General features: G+C 41.4%; 21 protein-coding genes and 4 tRNA genes. 20 read left to right on the top strand and 5 right to left on the bottom strand.

Going from position 1 to position 20,738, the window contains the following annotated elements; translation table 11 throughout:
• Positions 1 to 59: 59 nt before the first annotated feature.
• Positions 60 to 1,547: a peptide MFS transporter gene (locus tag WS08_RS06330; protein ID WP_009765134.1), complete on the bottom strand. Its 1,488-nt coding sequence runs from the start codon at positions 1,545 to 1,547 to the stop codon at positions 60 to 62.
• 173 nt (positions 1,548 to 1,720) lie between these two features.
• Between WS08_RS06330 and WS08_RS06325 the strand changes: the two genes are divergently transcribed.
• From WS08_RS06325 to WS08_RS06315, 3 genes are all read left to right on the top strand, one after another.
• Positions 1,721 to 2,521, top strand: coding sequence for a metallophosphoesterase (locus tag WS08_RS06325; RefSeq protein WP_009765133.1), 801 nt, complete (start codon positions 1,721 to 1,723; stop codon positions 2,519 to 2,521).
• A gap of 75 nt (positions 2,522 to 2,596) precedes the next feature.
• Positions 2,597 to 2,682 (top strand) — tRNA-Tyr (locus tag WS08_RS06320).
• Between the two features lie 4 nt (positions 2,683 to 2,686).
• Positions 2,687 to 2,758, top strand: a tRNA-Gln gene (locus tag WS08_RS06315).
• A 132-nt stretch (positions 2,759 to 2,890) separates the two neighbouring features.
• Here the strand turns inward: WS08_RS06315 and WS08_RS06310 are convergent.
• Complete coding sequence (locus WS08_RS06310; RefSeq protein ID WP_009765132.1) at positions 2,891 to 3,106, bottom strand: hypothetical protein; 216 nt, start codon at positions 3,104 to 3,106, stop codon at positions 2,891 to 2,893.
• 323 nt (positions 3,107 to 3,429) lie between these two features.
• Between WS08_RS06310 and WS08_RS06305 the strand changes: the two genes are divergently transcribed.
• The 9 genes from WS08_RS06305 to WS08_RS06265 all read left to right on the top strand — a co-directional run bounded on the left by WS08_RS06305 (position 3,430) and on the right by WS08_RS06265 (position 9,511).
• A tRNA-Tyr gene (locus WS08_RS06305) sits at positions 3,430 to 3,512 on the top strand.
• A gap of 8 nt (positions 3,513 to 3,520) precedes the next feature.
• Positions 3,521 to 3,592: transfer RNA gene (locus WS08_RS06300), tRNA-Gln, on the top strand.
• A gap of 104 nt (positions 3,593 to 3,696) precedes the next feature.
• A complete protein-coding gene (locus WS08_RS06295) occupies positions 3,697 to 4,419 on the top strand; it encodes a DUF975 family protein (protein WP_009765131.1) in 723 nt (240 codons plus the stop codon).
• Positions 4,406 to 4,855 carry a SprT family protein gene (locus tag WS08_RS06290; protein ID WP_009765130.1) on the top strand — a complete coding sequence of 150 codons (450 nt, stop codon included), beginning with the start codon at positions 4,406 to 4,408 and terminating at the stop codon, positions 4,853 to 4,855. Before WS08_RS06295 ends, WS08_RS06290 begins: the two co-directional genes overlap by 14 nt.
• Before the next feature lie 50 nt (positions 4,856 to 4,905).
• Positions 4,906 to 5,376: a MarR family winged helix-turn-helix transcriptional regulator gene (locus tag WS08_RS06285; protein WP_009765129.1), complete on the top strand. Its 471-nt coding sequence runs from the start codon at positions 4,906 to 4,908 to the stop codon at positions 5,374 to 5,376.
• Positions 5,366 to 6,268, top strand: a complete 903-nt coding sequence (locus tag WS08_RS06280) for a metal ABC transporter solute-binding protein, Zn/Mn family (protein WP_009765128.1) — start codon at positions 5,366 to 5,368, stop codon at positions 6,266 to 6,268. The genes WS08_RS06285 and WS08_RS06280 overlap by 11 nt, the downstream gene beginning before the upstream one ends.
• A gap of 2 nt (positions 6,269 to 6,270) precedes the next feature.
• Positions 6,271 to 6,960: a metal ABC transporter ATP-binding protein gene (locus WS08_RS06275; RefSeq protein ID WP_009765127.1), complete on the top strand. Its 690-nt coding sequence runs from the start codon at positions 6,271 to 6,273 to the stop codon at positions 6,958 to 6,960.
• Positions 6,953 to 7,747: a metal ABC transporter permease gene (locus tag WS08_RS06270; protein ID WP_009765126.1), complete on the top strand. Its 795-nt coding sequence runs from the start codon at positions 6,953 to 6,955 to the stop codon at positions 7,745 to 7,747. Before WS08_RS06275 ends, WS08_RS06270 begins: the two co-directional genes overlap by 8 nt.
• A gap of 132 nt (positions 7,748 to 7,879) precedes the next feature.
• A complete protein-coding gene (locus WS08_RS06265) occupies positions 7,880 to 9,511 on the top strand; it encodes an ABC-F family ATP-binding cassette domain-containing protein (RefSeq protein WP_009765125.1) in 1,632 nt (543 codons plus the stop codon).
• Positions 9,512 to 9,586: 75 nt separating this feature from the next.
• Here the strand turns inward: WS08_RS06265 and WS08_RS06260 are convergent, their stop codons facing one another.
• Together WS08_RS06260 and WS08_RS06250 are read right to left on the bottom strand one after the other, a co-directional pair.
• Positions 9,587 to 9,832, bottom strand: a complete 246-nt coding sequence (locus tag WS08_RS06260) for a hypothetical protein (RefSeq protein WP_009765124.1) — start codon at positions 9,830 to 9,832, stop codon at positions 9,587 to 9,589.
• 285 nt (positions 9,833 to 10,117) lie between these two features.
• Complete coding sequence (locus tag WS08_RS06250; RefSeq protein WP_009765122.1) at positions 10,118 to 10,753, bottom strand: hypothetical protein; 636 nt, start codon at positions 10,751 to 10,753, stop codon at positions 10,118 to 10,120.
• Between the two features lie 214 nt (positions 10,754 to 10,967).
• Here WS08_RS06250 and WS08_RS06245 point away from each other — a divergent pair, with 214 nt between their 5' ends.
• The 8 genes from WS08_RS06245 to WS08_RS06210 all read left to right on the top strand — a co-directional run bounded on the left by WS08_RS06245 (position 10,968) and on the right by WS08_RS06210 (position 19,637).
• Positions 10,968 to 11,468, top strand: coding sequence for an aminoacyl-tRNA deacylase (locus tag WS08_RS06245; RefSeq protein WP_009765121.1), 501 nt, complete (start codon positions 10,968 to 10,970; stop codon positions 11,466 to 11,468).
• Positions 11,465 to 12,178 (top strand): hypothetical protein, encoded by a 714-nt coding sequence (locus WS08_RS06795; RefSeq protein ID WP_009765120.1) that lies wholly within the window; start codon positions 11,465 to 11,467, stop codon positions 12,176 to 12,178. Before WS08_RS06245 ends, WS08_RS06795 begins: the two co-directional genes overlap by 4 nt.
• A gap of 10 nt (positions 12,179 to 12,188) precedes the next feature.
• Positions 12,189 to 12,845 carry an HD domain-containing protein gene (locus tag WS08_RS06235; RefSeq protein ID WP_009765119.1) on the top strand — a complete coding sequence of 219 codons (657 nt, stop codon included), beginning with the start codon at positions 12,189 to 12,191 and terminating at the stop codon, positions 12,843 to 12,845.
• An 86-nt stretch (positions 12,846 to 12,931) separates the two neighbouring features.
• Positions 12,932 to 13,663, top strand: coding sequence for a GntR family transcriptional regulator (locus WS08_RS06230; RefSeq protein WP_009765118.1), 732 nt, complete (start codon positions 12,932 to 12,934; stop codon positions 13,661 to 13,663).
• A 154-nt stretch (positions 13,664 to 13,817) separates the two neighbouring features.
• A complete protein-coding gene (locus WS08_RS06225; protein ID WP_009765117.1) occupies positions 13,818 to 16,268 on the top strand; it encodes a phosphoketolase family protein in 2,451 nt (816 codons plus the stop codon).
• Positions 16,269 to 16,408: 140 nt separating this feature from the next.
• The gene (locus WS08_RS06220; RefSeq protein ID WP_009765116.1) at positions 16,409 to 16,747 is read left to right on the top strand and encodes a hypothetical protein; all 339 of its coding nucleotides are present in this window, start codon (positions 16,409 to 16,411) and stop codon (positions 16,745 to 16,747) included.
• 181 nt (positions 16,748 to 16,928) lie between these two features.
• A complete protein-coding gene (locus tag WS08_RS06215; RefSeq protein ID WP_009765115.1) occupies positions 16,929 to 17,645 on the top strand; it encodes a DUF4811 domain-containing protein in 717 nt (238 codons plus the stop codon).
• A gap of 99 nt (positions 17,646 to 17,744) precedes the next feature.
• A complete protein-coding gene (locus tag WS08_RS06210) occupies positions 17,745 to 19,637 on the top strand; it encodes a M13 family metallopeptidase (protein ID WP_009765114.1) in 1,893 nt (630 codons plus the stop codon).
• A gap of 164 nt (positions 19,638 to 19,801) precedes the next feature.
• Here WS08_RS06210 and arcC read toward each other — a convergent pair whose 3' ends face one another.
• Positions 19,802 to 20,737 carry a carbamate kinase gene (gene arcC, locus WS08_RS06205; protein ID WP_009765113.1) on the bottom strand — a complete coding sequence of 312 codons (936 nt, stop codon included), beginning with the start codon at positions 20,735 to 20,737 and terminating at the stop codon, positions 19,802 to 19,804.
• Position 20,738: the final 1 nt, after the last annotated feature.

Below are 20,738 nucleotides of genomic sequence, written 5' to 3'. Positions count from 1 at the left end.
AGCGACAAAAAAACGCCTCTAGCATACGCTAGAGGCGTTTTTAATTGTGATTGTTAATCTTACAAACCAACCATCAAACGCTTGATACGAGGTACCATGAATACCAATAAGATACCAATTGCGATTGATGTCATTCCAAAGTAGAAGAAGTATGAAACTTCGTTGGCTGGATTGTATAGACGGACTAATTGTGCGTTCAAGGCAGAACCAGCGGCGCTAGCCAAGAACCATAGTGACATCATTTGTGACATGAAGGCCTTAGGTGCCAAACGTGAGGTGATTGACAATCCAACAGGTGAAATCAACATTTCACCAATAATAACTAGGGCCCATGAACCAACTAGCCACCATGGTGATACTTGAACATCAGTTCCAAACAATGTTCCAGGTAGAGACATCAATAGGAATGATGCTCCAGCAAACATTAGTCCAGCTGCGAACTTAAGTGGGGCAGAAGGTTGGTTCTTTCCCCACTTTGTCCACATCCAAGCAAAGAATGGTGTGTACAACATAATGAACAATGGGTTCAATGATTGGAACATAGCAGGTGAAACGAAACCAGGCATACCAGCGTAGTTAACACGGTCCGCTGCAAATGTTGCCAAAACGATTGATCCTTGTTCTTCAATCGCCCAGAAAAGAATGGCAGCGATGAAGAGTGGAATGTAGGCCCACACACGTGAACGTTCTTCAGGTGTGACCTTAGGGCTTGTACTCATTGTAACGAAGTATGAGATAGGTAGAAGCAAGGCAATAATCGTAAGTAGATTAATGAAAGCTTCAATAGAAGTCCAACCCATCAAGAACATCAAGATCAAGACAAGAACGAAGACGACAGCACCGATAACTAACTTAGATACCAATGGACGAACTTCTTCAGGTTGAATTGGGTCTGGCGCGTAGTATGATTCAGCAGGAATATCCTTCTTACCACGGTGTAGTTGGATCAATCCGAACAACATTCCAACTGCGGCCAATGAGAAGGCAGCGTGGAACCCGAAGTTTTGTTGTGTCCAACCAACAGTTAGTGGGGCGATGAATGAACCTAGGTTAATTCCGAAAACGAAAATTGAAAATCCAGAGTCACGACGCAAGTCATTTCCTTGGTATAGTGTTCCAACCATTGAAGAAACGTTCGGCTTCAATAGCCCAGTTCCTAAGATGATTAGTCCCATTGATGCAAATAGTGTAAATGCACCACCAGGCAATGCCAAGAAAATGTGACCGGCCATGATTAGCAAACCACCACCGAAGACAGTCTTGTATTCACCTAACAAACGGTCGGCGATAAATCCACCGATAACACTTGATAGGTAAACTAATGACGCGTAAATCGCCATAATTGATGCTGCGGTTGCGCGGTCAATATCAAGTTGTCCGCTAGCGATTAGGTCCCAAATGTAGTAAAGCAAGATGGCACGCATTCCGTAGTAACTGAAGCGTTCCCACAGTTCTGTTTGGAATAGTGTCTTTAGGCCGTATGGTTGACCAAAAAATGACCGTTGTTTCTGCGGTTCTTTGTCAGCCGGGTTCGTTGATGTGCTCATAATTGTGTTCTCCCGATTTCCAACGCTAATTGTACGTTAGCGATTTATGATATTATGATTAGATAATAGTAATAATTCTATAACACGCGTTCTTAAAGGGCAAGTTCATTTTAAGTGTATTTGATAGAAAATATGACATTTTTCATCTATTTTATAAGAAAGAAGGCTACACGATGTTAGGTTTTATTAGCGACTTACATTTTGATATTAATAAAATTGATGATGAAACAGCTGTAAATGTGCTGATATCAGTCATTAAACGTCATGATTTAGACGTATTAGTGTTGGTAGGGGATACTTACAACGATTTCACGCGAACGCAACAGCTTGTTCAGGAGATTAGTGATCGGCATGACAATGTGCAGGTCTTTTTTGTGGCAGGTAATCATGATATGGGGCGCAATGTTAGTGCAGCTGAATTAGAAGAGACGTATCCACATTATTTGCACAAACGATATGTAGACTTACCAAATTCTAATATTCGTCTTATTGGTCATAATGGTTGGTATGATTATAGTTTGTCGCCTACGGTCTCTGAAGAGGCTGGCTGGGCTTTTCATAATGGGCTTTATTTTGACCGTGTCATTCCACAAAACGAGAGTGATTTAGCACGTACAGACAAAGGCTTAGATGAAATGGCGAAGTTGTTGCAACAAGCCCAAGCAGATCAGAAAGAAGTTATCTTTGCGACGCACTTTGTACCTATTAAAGACGATTTACACGTAAGTGAGGATTTGAGACTGCAATTAGTGAATGCAATGATGGGATCAAAGCGCGTTGGCGAATTGTTACAAGCCCAGAAGAATGTGCGTGCGGTTGTCTTTGGCCACCAACATGTGAACCCGCCGATTCGTTATTATGACGATGTTCCGTATGTAAATGTTGCTTTGGGGATTAAAAAAAGGCATCAAGAGTGGCTAAATATCGACTTAATGACTGCAATTGAAGAAAAAATGTACATTTTTTCGAAATAACGTTGACACTTTGGTTAAAAGTCTGTATAGTATTACTTTGTTGAGGCGCATCAAGTGCCCAACGCCTTAAATTATGGGGGTTTAGCGAAGTCTGGTCAAACGCGGTGGACTGTAAATCCATTCCTTCGGGTTCATAGGTTCGAATCCTATAGCCCCCACCATAATTGGGATATGGCCAAGTGGTAAGGCATCGGTTTTTGGTACCGTGCATCGCTGGTTCGAATCCAGCTATCCCAGCTAATGAAAGTCGATAGACATCTGTCTATCGGCTTTTTTGTTGTTTAAAAAGATGGATGATGCTGTTTGGCAGTCACAGGGTAAATAAAAATCCTTATCTCATGGACGAGATAAAGATTTTAAGATGGGATTTTAGTCATGATTACGATTGGGGAGTTCTTCTGTTTTAGACAAGTTTTGTTTTTTCCCGTTAAGCAAATAGAAGAACCAACCTAACACAAAAATAATCAGGGAAAAGAGTATTTTTTCTTCATAACAATGTAATGTCATTTGTGGAAATACGTGTTGAATGACACGCGTTAAGACGATCGTACTTACAAAGGTTTTGATGATAATTTGAAACCACATAAACGATCCCCCATGATCTGAATGGCATGAATGTTTTTTAGAGCATTCATTGAGCGTGATACAATTTTAGTGAAATTGCTTTTCTTGTTTCAATCAGTATGTTTATTACTATACTTAATTTGTCGGTTACACGGGGCACCTACCTCTTTACATGGACGTAACGAGTACTTTACATGCTAGATTTACATGTAAATATGCACCGGATTAGGGAATAAAGGCGAATAAAATATAAAAATACAAGTAATTTACTTTTTTTAGAGAATTTTTGACAAAAAGGGTTGCAATCAATTTGTACGCTTGGTATTATAAATAAGTTGATTTGAGGGGGTTTAGCGAAGTCTGGTTAAACGCGGTGGACTGTAAATCCATTCCTTCGGGTTCATAGGTTCGAATCCTATAGCCCCCATTTAACATTGGGATATGGCCAAGTGGTAAGGCATCGGTTTTTGGTACCGTGCATCGCTGGTTCGAATCCAGCTATCCCAGCTAAAAAAGTCGGTGAGCGATTACGCTTGCCGGCTTTTTATTTTGTTTTCAGATGATTGTTTGATACCATAAAAGGTACGATAACTAGAGGGAGTATGATAATAATGCAAACGAATCAAATTAAAAAAAGGGCACGTGAATTTGTACGTGGGAAGGCCTTTCCGATTGCGTTTAACTTAGTCTTTATTGCGCTAATCTTAGAATTAGTGCTAGGGATGTTAGTTAACAATAATGGTCGTACAACGTGGGCGCGTGAAGTGGCCTCTGGCCAAATTACTGCGACAATGGGACAAGTACAATCAATGTTACTAGGATTGTTAGGTATGCAATTCTTGATTGATATTGTTATGGGTGTCTTTATGATTGGATCAGTCTGGGGATTTGTGCAATGGCGTGCCACAAATAAGCCACCTGAAAAGCAATACCGTGCTAGTGTACGTTTTTGGCGTAAAGATGTGTTGATTGATAGTGTCGTCTTGGTTGCGGTACGTATGTTCTTTATTACATTGTGGACATTGCTATTGATTGTGCCGGGGATCATCAAGCAATATGCGTATTCACAGGCAACTTATTTATACGCTGAAGATGTTGCAGCGGGTCGTGGCATTAAGTCAGCGACTGCATATCTAAAGGAATCTGCACGTATGATGCGTGGACATAAAATGGAATTGTTCCTATTACAATTAAGTTTTATCGGTTGGTTTATTTTGGATATGCTAACGATGCGTATTTCTTCTTTGTATTCTCGACCATACTACACAGCAGCGATGGCAGAATTCTATCTAGGTTTGCGTGTGGCAGAACAAAAGAAATATGACGCCAACTGAGCTTCAGAGATTAGTTGAACGTATTTCGGCAGATGAATTTAATCAGCCATTCAAACATGTTGCGCGCTTTAATACACGATTACGAACAACGGGTGGTCGATATTTATTGCGGACACATGATATTGAAATCAATCCGTTGATGTTAACCGAATTTGATGAAACGAATTTAATTGGGGTTATCCGACATGAATTGGTTCACTATCATTTACATGTGAATGGCTTACCCTACCAACATAAAGACCAAGCGTTTAAAACATTATTGGCCCAGGTTGAAGGGGCACGTTATGCGCCAACAACATCTAAGCGGCGAGTTAATCATACGTATGAATGTCCAAATGGGCATCGAATGGAACGGCAACGCCGCGTAAATATCCATAAGTATGTGTGTGGAAAATGTAAAGGACGTTTACGTGAAGTTGCGCTTGTCAAAGAATAAACAATGTGATATCCTTTACTGGTTAATTAACTGGTAAAGGAGTTTTTTGTATGGCAACAGAATCAGCAAAACAAATTGATGATTTTCTAAACTATGTACGCATACTAGCGGAAAATCAACGTGAAATTCTTATCTGTGATCGCTCGGAGGCCGGGGTGACGGCAACACAAGGCCATGTCTTGATGTTGTTGGCACAAAAAGGACCACAAACAAATACTGAATTAGCGCAAGCATTGCAGGTAACTGCAGCGGCTATTACAAAGGCAATGAAGGTCTTACAAAATGATGAAGAGCCAATGGTGGCGCAAGTGCCAGATGTACATGATTTGCGTGTTAACCGTTGGTCTTTAACAACTCGGGGAATTAGCTTAGCATCAGCTCATGCACAAGAGCATCGGGATACTTTAGCAGAATATGATGCTGTTCTAGCAGAGTTTGATGATGCGCAACAAGTAGTTATCTCAGACTTTTTGACAGCAATGATGGATCGTTTAAATGGGGGAGAAACGCATGCAAAATAATCGTTCAAAGTTTCTATTATGGATACCGGGTATTTTGGTTATTGGATTAATTGGCTTGGTCATTTACCAAGGCCTACAACAAAATAAAACAACCCAAACAAATGATAAATTGACCGTGGTTGCGAGTTTGAATAGTTATGGGGACATCGCAGAAGCTGTCTTAGGTGATGCTGGGACAGTGACAAGTGTGATTGCAAATCCAGATGTCGATCCGCATGATTTTGAACCAACACCGAATACGGCGAAGCAATACGATGCAGCAGATGTCATTATTTCAAACGGTGGTGGACTAGATGCTTGGAGTGAAAAGTTTGCTAAGGCGAACCCGAAAGCCAACGCGATTAGTGTCAGTGATTTGTATCATTATAAAGCTGGAGATAATGAACATTTTTGGTATGAACCAGATTTGGTAGAAAAACTAACGAAAGAATTAGTTGCGGCATATAGTGAAATTGCACCAGACGAGCGTCGTACATTTGAAGCGAATGCTGAAAAGTACGTTGCCAAGATGAAGGGTGTGCATGCCTTACGTGATGAATTGGCCCATGCATTAAAGGGGAAGGCTGTCTTAACGACAGAACCAATCTTTGACCCATGGTTGAAGTCGATGGGCGCTGAGGTATTAGTGCCGGAATTTGCCTACGCAGTTGAAGAAGGACAAGATCCAACTCCCGCCGCTATTACGGCTTGGGAAGATGCTGCGCGTCAACACAAGGCAGTTGTTGTGATTCAAAATACACAAGCAACGAGTCAATTAGTCGACCAAGCTGTGAAGACTGCTAAAGAAGCTAACGTGCCAGTCGTGAAAGTGTCTGAAACAAAGCCATCTGATATGAACTATATTGACTGGCAATACGCACAATTAGAAGCGTTACAAAAAGAGGTGAAGTAATAATGGGTGTTGTAAAAGGAGAAGGTGTTGGGATTGCCTTTGGGGACCGTTGGCTGTATCAAAATGTTGATTTTGAATTGAAGAGCAAACGTGTTTTGGCAATCATTGGTGATAATGGAACTGGAAAGACAACCTTAATTCGTGCATTGTTAGGGCAACAATCCTTAACAGCGGGAACATTAACGTGGGGAACCCCTGACAATGTTGTTCGTTATGTGCCACAAGAACGTCCCGATGCACAAAACTTTCCATTACAAATTGCGGACTTCGTTGCGCTAAGTAACGATCGTGGTTGGCGTCCTTGGATGACGAAGGCTGAAAACAATCATTTGGCCCACATTTTAGAAGATACCAATTTAACAGCCTTGAGCAAGCAACGGATTGATTTAGCCTCAGGTGGTGAACGTCAACGCGCCTATTTGGCCCAAGCGCTGCTAGCTAATCCAGATGTGTTGGTACTAGATGAAGCAACCGCTAATCTAGATAATGTGGCTAAATTCGAATTGATGGATGTGGTTCGTCATTATCGTGACCATCATGATTTGAGTATTGTGATGATCAGTCATGATCTAGACATTATCCAACAATATGCAGATGATTATTTGTTGTTAGGTCCAAATGGTGGTGAATTCGGTCCTGTTTCACAACTAGATGTTCATAAGTTAGAAATCGGGAGGCAAACAGATGTTTAGTTATCCATTTATGCAGAATGCCTTCTTAGTTGGAACGCTAATTGCAGTGGTGAGTGGTTTTGTTGGTGTGTTTGTAGTTGCTCGTCATTTATCATTCTTGGCGCACACATTGAGTGAAATTGGTTTTGCTGGAGCTGCTTTTGGTTTATTTATGGGTTGGTCACCACTATGGGGAATGTTGATTTTTACCATTCTTGCGGCGACGACGATTGGTGAACTGGGGATGCAAGAAAAACGCTCAGAATCATTGATTTCAGCAGTGAGTGCGGTGGCGATTGGGTTAGGGATTGCTTTCTTAGCACTATCGCAGAAAAATGCGAGTGCTGCGACAAGTATTTTGTTTGGATCTATTTTTAGTATCAGTGAGCAAAATATTATTCAAGTGGTACTCTTAGCGGGTGGTGTATTGATTGTGGGCTTAGTGCTTTTCCGCCAACTACGTCATTTTGCCTTTGATTACCAAACTGCACGCTTTAGTTTGAAAAACATCGTCGCCATTGAAGTTATCTTTTTGGTCTTGATGGCCACGACAGTTGCTGTTTCATCACAAATTGTCGGATCATTGTTGATCTTTATTTTGATGACTTTGCCAGCGAGTTCAGCGATGCGCATTGGGCGTACTGTGACACAAATGTTAATTTACGCTATTTTATTTGCGCTAATTGGTGTTTGGTCTGCGTTGGTATTGTCGTTTTGGACAAACTTACCCGTTTCGTTCTTCATTGCGATTATCGAAGCCGCAATCTACTTTGTGACTTTGGCTTTTGCCCAAAAACAAATAAAGTAAGATGTTTTAGACTGAAATTTGAAAGACCACCCTTGGGTGGTCTTTTTATCTACCCTGGATAAGGCGACAAGCCTACTTGTTTCTGATAGAATGGAATGAATATAGAGAAAATTAAAAGGAAGTACTAAAAATATGTTAACTGTGTCAAATGTGTCAGTCGTATTTACTGGAAAAAAGTTGTACGAAGACGTTAATTTAAAGTTTACCCCTGGTAACACTTACGGAATCATCGGAGCCAACGGAGCTGGAAAGTCTACTTTCTTGAAGGTTTTGGAAGGTAAGATTCAACCAACTACTGGATCAATTTCAATGGGTGCCAACGAACGTATGTCATCATTGGTACAAGATCACTTTGCCTTCGACGATTTGACAGTTATGGAAACTGTTATGCGTGGATACAAGGAATTGTTCGATGTTAAGGCTGAAATGGATGCGATTTACGCTAAGCCAGACTTTAACGACGAAGATGGTGTTCGTGCCGGAGAATTGTCAGCTAAGTTTGACGACATGAACGGTTGGACTGCTGAAGCTGATGCTGCACAATTGTTGCAAGGATTGGGAATCTCATCTGAACAACAAAGCGCATTGATGGGTGATTTGCCTGAAACAACAAAGGTTAAGGCCTTGTTGGCACAAGCTTTGTTTGGTAACCCTGACATCTTGATCTTGGACGAACCAACTAACGGTTTGGATTCAAAGACAATCGCATGGTTGGAAGATTTCTTGGCTGACTATGAAAACATTGTCCTTGTTGTTTCCCACGACCGTCACTTCTTGAACGCCGTTTCAACAATGACTTTGGACGTGGACTACGGAAAGATCACAGAATTCGTTGGAAACTACGACTTCTGGAAGGAATCTTCAGAATTGGCTTCACGTTTGCAAGGGCAACAAAACGCCAAGAAGGAAGAACAAATCAAGCAATTGCAAGAATTCGTGGCTCGTTTCTCAGCGAACGCCTCAAAGTCTAAGCAAGCGACTGCACGTAAGAAGCAATTGGAAAAAATCACTTTGGATGACATCCAACCTTCAACACGTAAGTACCCATACATCAACTTCACAACTACACGTGAAATTGGAAACGACATGGTTCGTGTCGAAAACGTTTCTAAGACAGTTGATGGTGTGAAGTTGCTAGATAACGTTAGCTTCACTTTGGCACCAAATGAAAAGACTTTGATCATGGCCGAAAACGACGTTGCCGCAACGGTAATGATGGATATTTTGGCTGGGGTTACTGAACCAGATGAAGGGTCAGTTGTTTGGGGTGTAACAACTTCACACGATTACTTGGCCAAGGACATGGGACAAAACTTCCCTAAGCCAGAAATGCCAATTTTGGACTTCTTGCGTGACTTCGCCGGTAAGGATGAAGACGACAACACATTCTTGCGTGGATTGTTGGGACGTATGTTGTTTAAGGGAGAAGATGCGGAAAAGACTTTGGACGTGTTGTCTGGAGGAGAAAAGGTCCGTGTTATGTTCTCAAAGTTGATGTTGACGAAGCCAAACGTGTTGGTATTGGATGACCCAACTAACCACTTGGACTTGGAATCAATCACTGCTTTGAATGATGGTTTGATTGATTACAAGGGTGGAATCGCCTTTACATCACACGACCGTACATTCGCACAAACAATTGCGGACCACATTGTGGTTCTTGGTAACGAAGGTGTTATCGAACGTGCAGACACAAACTTCGAAGAATTCATGGCTAACCCAGGAGTTATCGAAGCAATGGAAAAGCAAGGCATTGTTTTGTAATCATTAAATACAAACGAAAAGACCAACCGAGGCTAACCTCAGTTGGTCTTTTTTGTGTCTATAAATTTTATGACTTCATTTTGATAGTCGTCCTTTTTCGCGAGTCCAATGCACAAGACCAACTAATATAACCGCTAATGATGTCCAGGCATACTTAAAAGGAACATCGCAGGCTAGTCCGTTGATCAATGCTAACAAACCGATAACGATGAAGGTTTGATTTTTATAGCGGTTAAGAAATCCGCTGAATGGGAAGTTTCTGCGGCCTAGTAAAGGGAGTAATAGAACTAACCAAATAATTGGGAAAAATCCGAGTAACATACCTTTCCTCCTGTTTGAACACTGTAATGACTATTTAGAGATAGAACGTTTTTGATGTATTGAGTAGACAACATCTATAAGAACTATAATCAGTGCAATTACGGCACAGAACGGTGTGCCTTGGAAAAGATCGAGCATGAATCCACCGATACCAATCAGTATGAGTAATTTAGTTTGAAAAGGGCGACATAGTCTATTAAATGAATTGTCGGTTTTAGCAGAAAGAAACACCAATCCCGCTAGGAATATTAATATAAAAATGTTGATTGTCATGTGGTGGCTCCTTTAACGTAGAATGTGCATTGAGTACTGACCGGAATAATTCCAGTCCATATAGATTTGATTTTTACGATGACGAGCATTGTAATAATTTAGATTATTGGCAACTCGTTGGAAGTAGACACTGCTGAGGGCTCCCACAGCAGCGATGCCACGAGAAGCTATAATACTCCCAACAAGACCACCGATACTCAGATCGCTACCGTGGCTTTGAAGTTCATGTACTAATTGGTCAACTGCTTGATTGCTACGGAAATAGTAACGGGTTCCCCACCAAAAATTTTTGTACGTGTAACGACTGTTGGCTGCACGTGGCACACGCAAATGTTCTGTGTACATTTCTTTGGTTTCTGGATCAATAGTGAAATGATGTGCTGCAATCGTTTGATTAGCTGTCGTCACAGCCTTTTCTAATTGTGTATAAGTATTTTGTGAAATATGTGCATCGTTGTTAGTTGCTAAAACGTATTGATTATTGTGAACAGAGACGAGATGGTCAAAGTGAGCTAAACATACTGGTTGTACATTTTGTGCAGATTCATGAGTCGATGTGTGTGTATCCGCTAGTGCAATGGGTGCAGTAAGCGGTATAAGAGTTGAAGCGGACAGGATAGTTAGTAGATATAGTCCTTTTTTACGCATGTATGCTCCTTTAAACAAACAAATGAAATAACAGCAACATCCCGGGAGTGACACTAATATAGCAAATCAGATTTTAGGGTACATGCTTCATTTTTGTCGAAATTTTAAAAAATGAAAGTTTTCATTTTAGATAAATCAATTTAAGAGACCGTGTTTTTAAAATGATGGATATTCAGGTAAAATGATAAATACTAGAGAAATGAGGTAACCATCCATGGCAAAAAAAGTGAAAGTAAAGAAAATACTTGTTGAACAAATTTTAGATAAGGCTAAGATTCCGTATGAATCAATTGTTTTTTCTGGTGGCATGGATAGACGTGAAGAAGAATTAGCTGAACATGGGATTTCTGAAGCTGATATCTATAAAACATTGGCCTTGTCTGGAAATGTTACAGGTCCTTTAGTGGGCATTGTGCCGGTAGAAGGACATTTATCTGAAAAGAAATTGGCCGTTGTCTCAGGTAACAAGAAGGTACATATGTTGCCGGCGAAAGAGTTAGTGGCAACAACAGGTTATGTGCATGGTGCGAATAATCCGGTGGGGATTTGGCAAACTAAAAAATTCCCGATTTACTTTGATAATGCCGCTAAAGAAGCGGGGACAATTGTGGTTTCTGCCGGAGAATTAGGACGCTCAATTAAGATTGATGCGCAAGCCTTGGCAACATTTGTTGAAGCTGAATTTGTAGACATCCAATCAGAGGATATCCAATGACATGGCAAACGTTGTGGCCTTTATGGCTAACGGTCTTATTTAGCTTAGGTGGTGCATTTTTATTAGCTGCGTTAGTTATTTCAGCAATTACACAACAAATTAATACGTTAATTGGTCGGCGTTTTGGTGAACGTGTTGTGGATTATATGGCAGCGCCTGGCGTGGTAGTTCATGAATTATCTCATGCCATCATGGCCTTTATTTTTCGACATGATATCGATAAGATACAGTTATTTCAGCGTGGAAAAACGACTGATGACGGTTATCGAACAAGAGGGTATGTATCACATGCATGGCGACCAGATAGTTTTTACCAACAGATGGGTAATTTAATGATTGGCTTAGCGCCAATGTTTGGGATTACAGCTGTTGGTTTTGGTCTAACCAAGTGGTTGTGGCCTAATGTGTTTATGTATCAAGAAACAACCTTATTTACGCGGGATAGTTGGTGGCAATTACCCATTTTATTGGTACTTTTGACCAATTTGATATTAGGATTGAAATTGAGTCGATCTGATTGGCATGGTGTCTGGAATGGTATGCCACAATATGTGCTTGTGTTGACAATTTTGACATTAGGTTTGTGGTTATTTCAGATTTCGGCCGAGACAGTATGGCTAATAATTGGCTATCCATTAGTGTTGGGGATGCTAGGGCTGATAACGATTAGTCTGGTGATGTATATTATTGTTTGGGGAATTACACGATAAGGAGTGCGACATGGAAGAACGTTTAGTAGCCTTGATGCAGTTTATGGAGGGTTTGCAAGAAACGGATGCAACTGGTCATGGGGATGATCATGTTCATCGCGCAATCAAATTGGCGCAACACATTTTAGCAACAGAGCCTGATGCAGATGAATTTGTGACTTTGGCGGCTATTATTTTGCATGATACGTATGATGAAAAATTAGTAGATGATCAAGCGGCAGCGAAACAAATTGTTGTCGATAAGTTACAAGATTTAGATATTTCTACTGAGGATCAAGCAGCTATTTTCTTGATTATTGATAATATGTCTTGGAGTAAAGAACGCTTTGGGAACCCAGAACCATTACCTCTCGAAGGGCATATCGTTCAAGATGCAGATCGACTAGAGGCGATGGGACTAACTGGTGTCGTCCGGACCATGCAATATGGTATTCCACGAGGACATGTGATTTATGATCCGGCGATGCCGCCACGTGAATTGAAGACTAAAGCAGATTATCGTAGTGATGAAGGTGAAACGATTATTAATCATTTTTATGAGAAATTGTTGCTGTTGCCGGCAAGTTTGAACACGGCTGAAGGTAAGCGAATTGGTGCGAAAAGGGATGCAGCAATGCGAGCTTTTATTGAGCAATATTTAGCTGAATGGCATAATAAAGATTATTAAAATTCAAAAGTGGTCCAACCAGTTGTTTTGGTTGGACCACTTTTGTGCTATGATGAAGACCATACAAAAACACGGGAGCAACATCAATGGAAACTGAAGTGATTTATATGCGTGTGGTCGCAGATTTGAAGAAGCGTATCCATGCACAAGAATTTCCGACATTAAAACTACCAGATGAACGTTCGTTGGCTGTTGCTTACGATGTTTCACGTAGTTCAATCAAACGCGCCTTAAATGTTTTAGCGCAACAAGGCATTATTTTTAAGAAACGTGGTTCTGGTACATTCGTTAATCCGTTGTATCTGAAGAAACAACCGATGTTCCAATCAGCTGGACAGAATCTAGGGGTTTCAGATGCCTATCGTCATAATGGCGAAGCGCCAGCGATTAAAGTGTTGGAATTTGAGACGATGACCGCCGATGACGAAATTTGTCAGGATCTTTTCTTAGAAAAAGGGGAGCGCGTTTATCGGATGAAACGTCTGCGTGTCTTGCAAGGGACGGCATTTATGATTGAGCATGCGATTATCCCAGTTAAATTATTGCCAGATTTGACAGCTGATGACGTGAAGCATTCTTTGTTCCAATACACACAAAATGCGACAAAAAAATCAGTTACGAAATCATTCCTAACAGTTACCGCAGAACCATCAGATGCGGCAGACCAAGAATTGCTAGCGTTAAAGCCGGTTGAACCGGTTGGAGTTATGGCAGGTATCTATTTCCTAGACGACGGGACGCCGTTTGAAATGGCTCAAATGCGTGTTCACTATAAGTACATGGAGTTTAATAGTTTTGATAGTCTGGACGGGGATTAAGGCCTCTTTAAGAATTGGACCGCTCCAATTCGAGTCTTTTTCTTGAACACATTTTCATTATCTGTTATGATTGACTTGTTAGCTGGGGAGACTCTCTCGTCTGCCCCAGTGTTTAATTCACTATCACTTTCTTATACAAAGGAGATTCATCAAAATGACTAATTTTGATTCAAAGGAATACCTTGAAAAAGTTGACGCCTGGTGGCGTGCAACCAACTACCTTTCAGCAGGTATGATCTTTTTGAAGAGCAACCCATTGTACTCAGTGACTAACACACCAATCACTGAAGAAGACGTTAAGGTTAAGCCTATCGGTCACTGGGGAACTATCTCAGGACAAACTTTCCTATACGCTCACGCTAACCGTTTGATCAACAAGTACGATCTAGACATGTTCTACATCGGTGGACCTGGTCACGGTGGACAAGTTATGGTTACGAACTCATACCTTGACGGAACTTACACTGACAACTACCCTGAAATCACACAAGACGTTAAGGGTATGTCATTGTTGTTCAAGCGTTTCTCATTCCCTGGTGGAATCGGATCACACATGACTGCACAAACTCCTGGTTCATTGCACGAAGGTGGAGAATTGGGTTACTCACTATCACACGCCATCGGTGCTGTGTTGGATAACCCAGAACAAATCGCTTTTGCTGTCGTTGGTGACGGTGAAAACGAAACTGGTCCATCAATGACTGCTTGGAACTCAAACAAGTTCTTGAACCCTAAGAACGATGGTGCCGTTTTGCCAATCTTGGACTTGAACGGATTCAAGATTTCAAACCCAACTATCTTCTCACGTATGTCAGACGAAGAAATCTCAAAGTTCTTCGAAGGTTTGGGATGGTCACCTCGTTTCATCGAAAACGATGACATCCACGACTACATGGCTTACCACGAAATGTCAGCACAAGTCTTTGACCAAGCTATCGAAGACATTAAGGCCATCCAAAAGGACGCCCGTGAAAACGGTCGTTACGAAGATGGTGAAATCGCTGCATGGCCTGTTGTGATTGCACGTTTGCCAAAGGGTTGGGGTGGACCTCGTTTCGACGCAGCCGGAAACCCAATCGAAGACTCATTCCGTGCGCACCAAGTTCCTTTGTCATTGTCACAAGGTGACATGTCAACATTGCCACAATTCGAAGAATGGATGGCTTCATACAAGCCTGAAGAATTGTTCAATGCTGATGGTTCATTGAAGGCAGAACTTGCAGAACTTGCACCTAAGGGTGACAAGCGTATGGCAGCAAACCCAATTGCTAACGGTGGAGCACCTAAGGGTCAATCATCAAAGAACTTGGACTTGCCAGACTGGCGTCAATACACTAACGAAATTACTGCGGAAAACCGTGGTACTGAATTAGCTGACTCAAAGCGCAACATGGACATGAACGTATTGTCAGGATTCTTTGCTGAAGTTGCAAAGATGAACCCTACTTCATTCCGTATCTTCGGACCTGACGAAACTATGTCAAACCGTCTATGGGACATGTTTGATGTAACTACTCGTCAATGGATGGAAGAAACTAAGTTCCCTAACGACCAAAAGGTTGGACCTGAAGGTCGTATCATTGATTCACAACTTTCAGAACACCAAGCTGAAGGTTGGTTGGAAGCTTACACATTGACTGGTCGTGTTGGTGTATTCGCATCATACGAATCATTCCTACGTGTAGTTGACTCAATGATCACTCAACACTTCAAGTGGTTGCGTCACGCCTCAGAACAATCATGGCGTAACGATTACCCAGCGTTGAACTTGATCTCAACTTCAACTGTATTCCAACAAGACCACAACGGTTACACTCACCAAGACCCAGGTATGTTGACACACTTGGCTGAAAAGAAGTCTGACTTCATCCGCCAATACTTGCCAGCCGATGGAAACTCATTGTTGGCTGTATTCAACCGTGCCTTCTCAGAACGTAACGTTGTTAACCACGTTGTTGCCTCAAAGCAACCACGTCAACAATGGTTCTCAGCTGATGAAGCTGCTGTCTTGGCAGAAGAAGGATTGGCAACAATCGAATGGGCATCTACTGCTCCACAAGGTAAGGCTGACATCGTCTTCGCATCTGCTGGTGTAGAACCAACAATCGAAACTTTGGCTGCTTTGCACTTGGTTAACGCTGCCTTCCCTGAAGTTGCAATGCGTTACGTGAACGTTGTTGAATTGATGCGTTTGCAAGCTAAGAACGGACCAATGAACGATGACCGTAAGTTGTCAGACGAAGAATTCGCTGCTTACTTCGGTGAATCAGGAACACCTGTTGTCTTCGGATTCCACGGTTACGAAGGTTTGATCGAATCATTCTTCTACCAACGTGGACACTTGGGATTGCGCCCTCACGGATACCGTGAAGATGGTGACATCACAACTACTTACGACATGCGTGTATACTCAGAATTGGATCGTTTCAACCAAGCTAAGGACGCCGTTTCTACGCTTGTTGCGAACGGAACAGTTGACGAAGCTAAGGCTGCTGTCTTCTTGAAGGAGATGGATGACATCTTGGCTAAGCACTTCGACGTTACTCGTAACGAAGGTCGTGACATTGAAGAATTCACTGACTGGAAGTGGTCACCACTTGTTTAATCTTTTGATTAAATAAAGTGTGATAAAAAGAACGACTTACTCATTAGAGTAGGTCGTTTTTTTGTTTTTATGTGAAAATGTCATGTGTTATGATATATAAGTAACTTAAATTGTATGTATTGAGTAGATGGGAGATTATGATGCAAAATGAAATGAATGTTGTACCAGAAGAAGTTAAGGGTTGGAACTGGGGAGCCTTTATGTACAGTATCCTTTGGGGAATTGGAAATAAGTCATATTTGGTTTTCTTGATGCTAATTCCTATTTTCAACATCGTGTGGATGTTTGTTATTGGAGCTAAGGGAAACGAATGGGCCTGGAAGAATGGTAACTACACAGACGTTGCGACATTTAAGGCCGTGCAAGAAACTTGGAACCGTGCTGGTTTGTTTATGTTTATTGTGATGCTTGTAAGTGTGTTGTTCACTGTATTGGCGATCATCTTTGGTGGTTTGACAGTGGCGTCACTAGGAAACTAAAGAACTAATAATCAGCCTGATATAAGAGGTGTGTCGGTGCGAATCCGACCTGGTTATATCCACCATATCTAAATGAAATAGACAGTGTTTTGCATGACGCGGCTTGATGATGAATATCAACTGTGACGAGGCAAAAAAGCGATATGGTATAATAACGGAATAGAAAGTTGAGGAAAAACTCATGATTATTTTACTTGTATTAGGATTCGCCCTATTACTATATACCTTGATGCAATTTGTGCATCACCGCAAAATTTCTTGGGTACCATTTGTTATTGGAATTGTTCTAGTAATTGGAAATGGATACGGTCTAGCAAATGCGCAATCAAAGCATTTGTTTATGCAAGAAGTACAAGCAACAAAGACAGATAAAATTCAACCAGCAGGGCATGTAGGAGACTACGATTTCATCACAACTAAAAAGGTTGATGGTGGTGTTCGTTACACATACATGACAGACGGTAAGACATTCCAAACATTAGTTGGAAACACAACGATGACTTTGAAAGAGGGAACACCTGCGACGTTGAAGACAAGTGTTAACAATTATCAAGTTACGAATGTATTTGAGCAATTTATGCGTTGGGGTGAACCACACGAAATTGCTAAGGGTACAGATTATGTGATGACGCTTCCTAAAGAATGGAAAGTAATCACAACTGATCAATATGATCAACTTCTAAAGACAGCGACTGAAAGTGAAGACAAGAATAAGAAGTCGCTAGAAAAAGAAATGAAGGATGCATTCGAATCAGCAACTAAGAAGGACAAGAAGTTTGCAGACGATAAGAAGGCACAAGAAACGTTGAAGAATAAAATTGCTGACAGTGAATCAAAGAAGGCTAAAGAACGCTTGAATGATGATATTAAGAAGCAATTAGCTGAATGGGATAAGTAGTCTTTAAAAAGCGTAGTTATTTAATAGCTACGCTTTTTTGATTGGTTTGAGTTCAACATGGTAAACTAGTAGCTAATAAATGTATAAATGGGGGACGCTATGATACGTAAACAAGATGATTTTTATGATGCAATCAATGCAGAATGGGCTGAAACAGCTGTGATTCCATCTGACAAGCCACGTACGGGTGGCTTTAGTGATTTAGCTGATGAAATTGAAGAGTTGATGTTAAATACGACGGCGGATTGGCAAGCTGGCCAGGACGTACCGACAGAAACATTATTGAACAATTTTGTGAAATACCACCATTTAACAAGCGATTGGGACCAACGTGATAAAACTGGCGTTGCGCCTATTTTGCCATTGATTGAGAAGTATAAGGCAATGGCATCATGGGAAGATTTTGCGAATCAAATGGCTGATTTAGAAGAAGCTGGATTACCAAATGCATTACCATTTGGTGTTGCGCCTGACTTTAAAAATGCACAATTAAATGTGTTGTGGGCTGATGCATTGGGAACAATCTTGCCAGATACAACATACTATGAGCCAGATCACCCACAAGCCGCTGATTTGTTAGCGAAGTGGCGTGAATCGCAAGAGGCGTTGTTGATGGCATTTGGATTTGCAGATGCAGAAATTAAAGATATCTTAGATAAGGTATTGGCCTATGATGCACGCATTGCAAAGTACGTGTTAAGTAATGAAGAAGGGGCTGAATATGCCAAGTTGTACCATCCATATGCATGGGATGACTTTACAAAACTTGTACCTGGTATGCCATTAGATGCTATTATGATGCAATTAATTGGTGAAAAGCCCGATATGGTTGTGGTACCAGAAGAACGTTTTTGGCAACATGCAGCTGAGTTTTATTCTGAAGAAGCATGGCCATTGTTAAAAGCCACATTGATTTTAGGTGTGGTTAACAGCTTTACATCATATCTATCAAACGAAATTCGCGTGTTAAGTGGTGCGTACGGACGCCATTTGTCAGGAACACCAGAAGCTATTAGCCAAGAGAAAGCAGCCTATTACTTAGCCTCAGGACCTTATAATCAAGCGTTAGGGCTTTGGTATGCTGATAAATATTTCTCACCAGAAGCTAAGGCAGATGTTGAAAAACAAGTCGCTGTGATGATTGATGTGTATAAGAATCGTTTAGATAATATTGACTGGTTGGCACCGGAAACACGTGAAAAAGCACAAGTGAAGCTTGGTGTGATTTCAGCACATATCGGATACCCTGATAAATTACCTGTTCGTTATTATGATAAAGTGATTCAAGATGACGACACATTGTTTAGTGTTGCTAATCGTTTCCGTCAACAAGACATTGCGTATCACTGGTCAAAATGGCATCAACCGGTTGATCGCACAGAATGGCATATGTCTGCGCATCAAGTGAACGCGTATTACAATCCACAACAAAATCAAATTGTGTTCCCAGCTGCCATTCTACAAGCACCATTTTATAGCTTAGAGCAATCAGCATCAGCGAATTATGGTGGAATTGGAACAGTTATCGCACACGAGATTTCTCATGCCTTTGATACGAACGGTGCATCATTTGATGAATACGGAAGTTTGAACAATTGGTGGACAGACGAAGACTATGCTGCATTTAAGACGAAGACTGATCAAGTTGTGGCCCAATTTGATGGTCTTGATGCCTATAGCGCAAAAGTAAATGGTAAGTTAACTGTTTCCGAAAATGTCGCTGATTTGGGTGGTGTTGCAGCCGCGCTTGAAGCCACAGAACGTGAAGCAGATGCTGATTTAGTGGCGTTCTTTGACAACTGGGCTAAGATTTGGCGTATGAAGGCACGTCCTGAATACATGCAACTATTGGTTGCTTCAGATGTGCACGCGCCTGCTAAGTTACGTACCAATGTCACAATGTCTAACTTTGGTGAATTCTACACAACATATGATGTACAACCATCAGATGGTATGTATCGAGCACCTGAAGATCGCGTTATGATTTGGTAATCAGATAATAGAAAAAGCGTACCGATTAATTTCGGTACGCTTTTTTGGTTACTACATTATTTTTGACAAAAAACATGCCATACAGCTAGGGGACTGCATGGCATGTTTCATATCTATTCTATTTTTCTGGAGTTTAGAATGTAGATTGGGAAGTTAAATCAATATTAATCGGGAACGATAATGGTTGCACGGCCATTATCTTCGTAATCACCGACGTTATCAAGACTAGTCATGATAGCGGGCTTACCTGTACGTTCAACGAATGATAGTAAGGCAAGAATCTTTGGCTTCATTGAACCAGCAGCGAATTGATTGTCGTCCACGTGACGCTTCATTTCGTTTACTGAAACAGTACCAAGCGCTTGTTGGTCCTCTTTACCGAAGTTAATCATGGCTTGATCAATCGCTGTTAAGATAATCAATTCGTCAGCCTCAACAACTTCAGCAAGTTTAGCAGACGTAAAGTCCTTATCGATAACCGCTTCAACACCAACATATTGGTTGTTTTCGCGGATAACTGGGACACCACCACCACCACCGGCAATTAGAATTTCACCAGCGTTAGCTAATGCTTCCACTGCAGATGCTTCTACGATACCGATTGGTTCTGGTGATGGGACAACGCGACGGAAACCACGTCCAGCATCTTCTACGAATTGCCATTCAGGATGTTCAGCTTGTAGGGCTGCGACTTCTTCTTGGTTGTAGAATTGACCGATAGGCTTAGTTGGGTGTTGGAATGCAGGGTTGTTCTTGTCTACTAGTGTTCGCGTGAACAATGCAGCGACGTTATTGTTGGGAAGTTCGTCGTTTAAAGCATTAGCAAGCCAGTAACCAATTTCACCTTGCGTCATTGCCCCAACTGTATCAAGTGGCATTGCTGGGTTCTTTTCAGATGGGTTAGCCGTTTGTTGTAACATCAAGTTTCCAACTTGTGGACCATTTCCATGCGTGATAACAAGCTGTGTACCATCATGTGTTTGGACATAATTAGCAAGCTTCTTAGCCGTTGCTTTCAAAGCAGCTTGTTGGGCTGCTGCTGAGGCATCGTTAGTTAGAATGGCGTTACCGCCAAGAGCGAAAATAACACGTTTTTGCATA

The sequence above is a fragment of the Weissella tructae genome (assembly GCF_000732905.1).
Classification (GTDB): Bacteria; Bacillota; Bacilli; order Lactobacillales; family Lactobacillaceae; genus Weissella; species Weissella tructae.
Note: the sequence above shows the minus strand (reverse complement) of the source record. Positions and strands in the feature narration are given on the sequence as shown.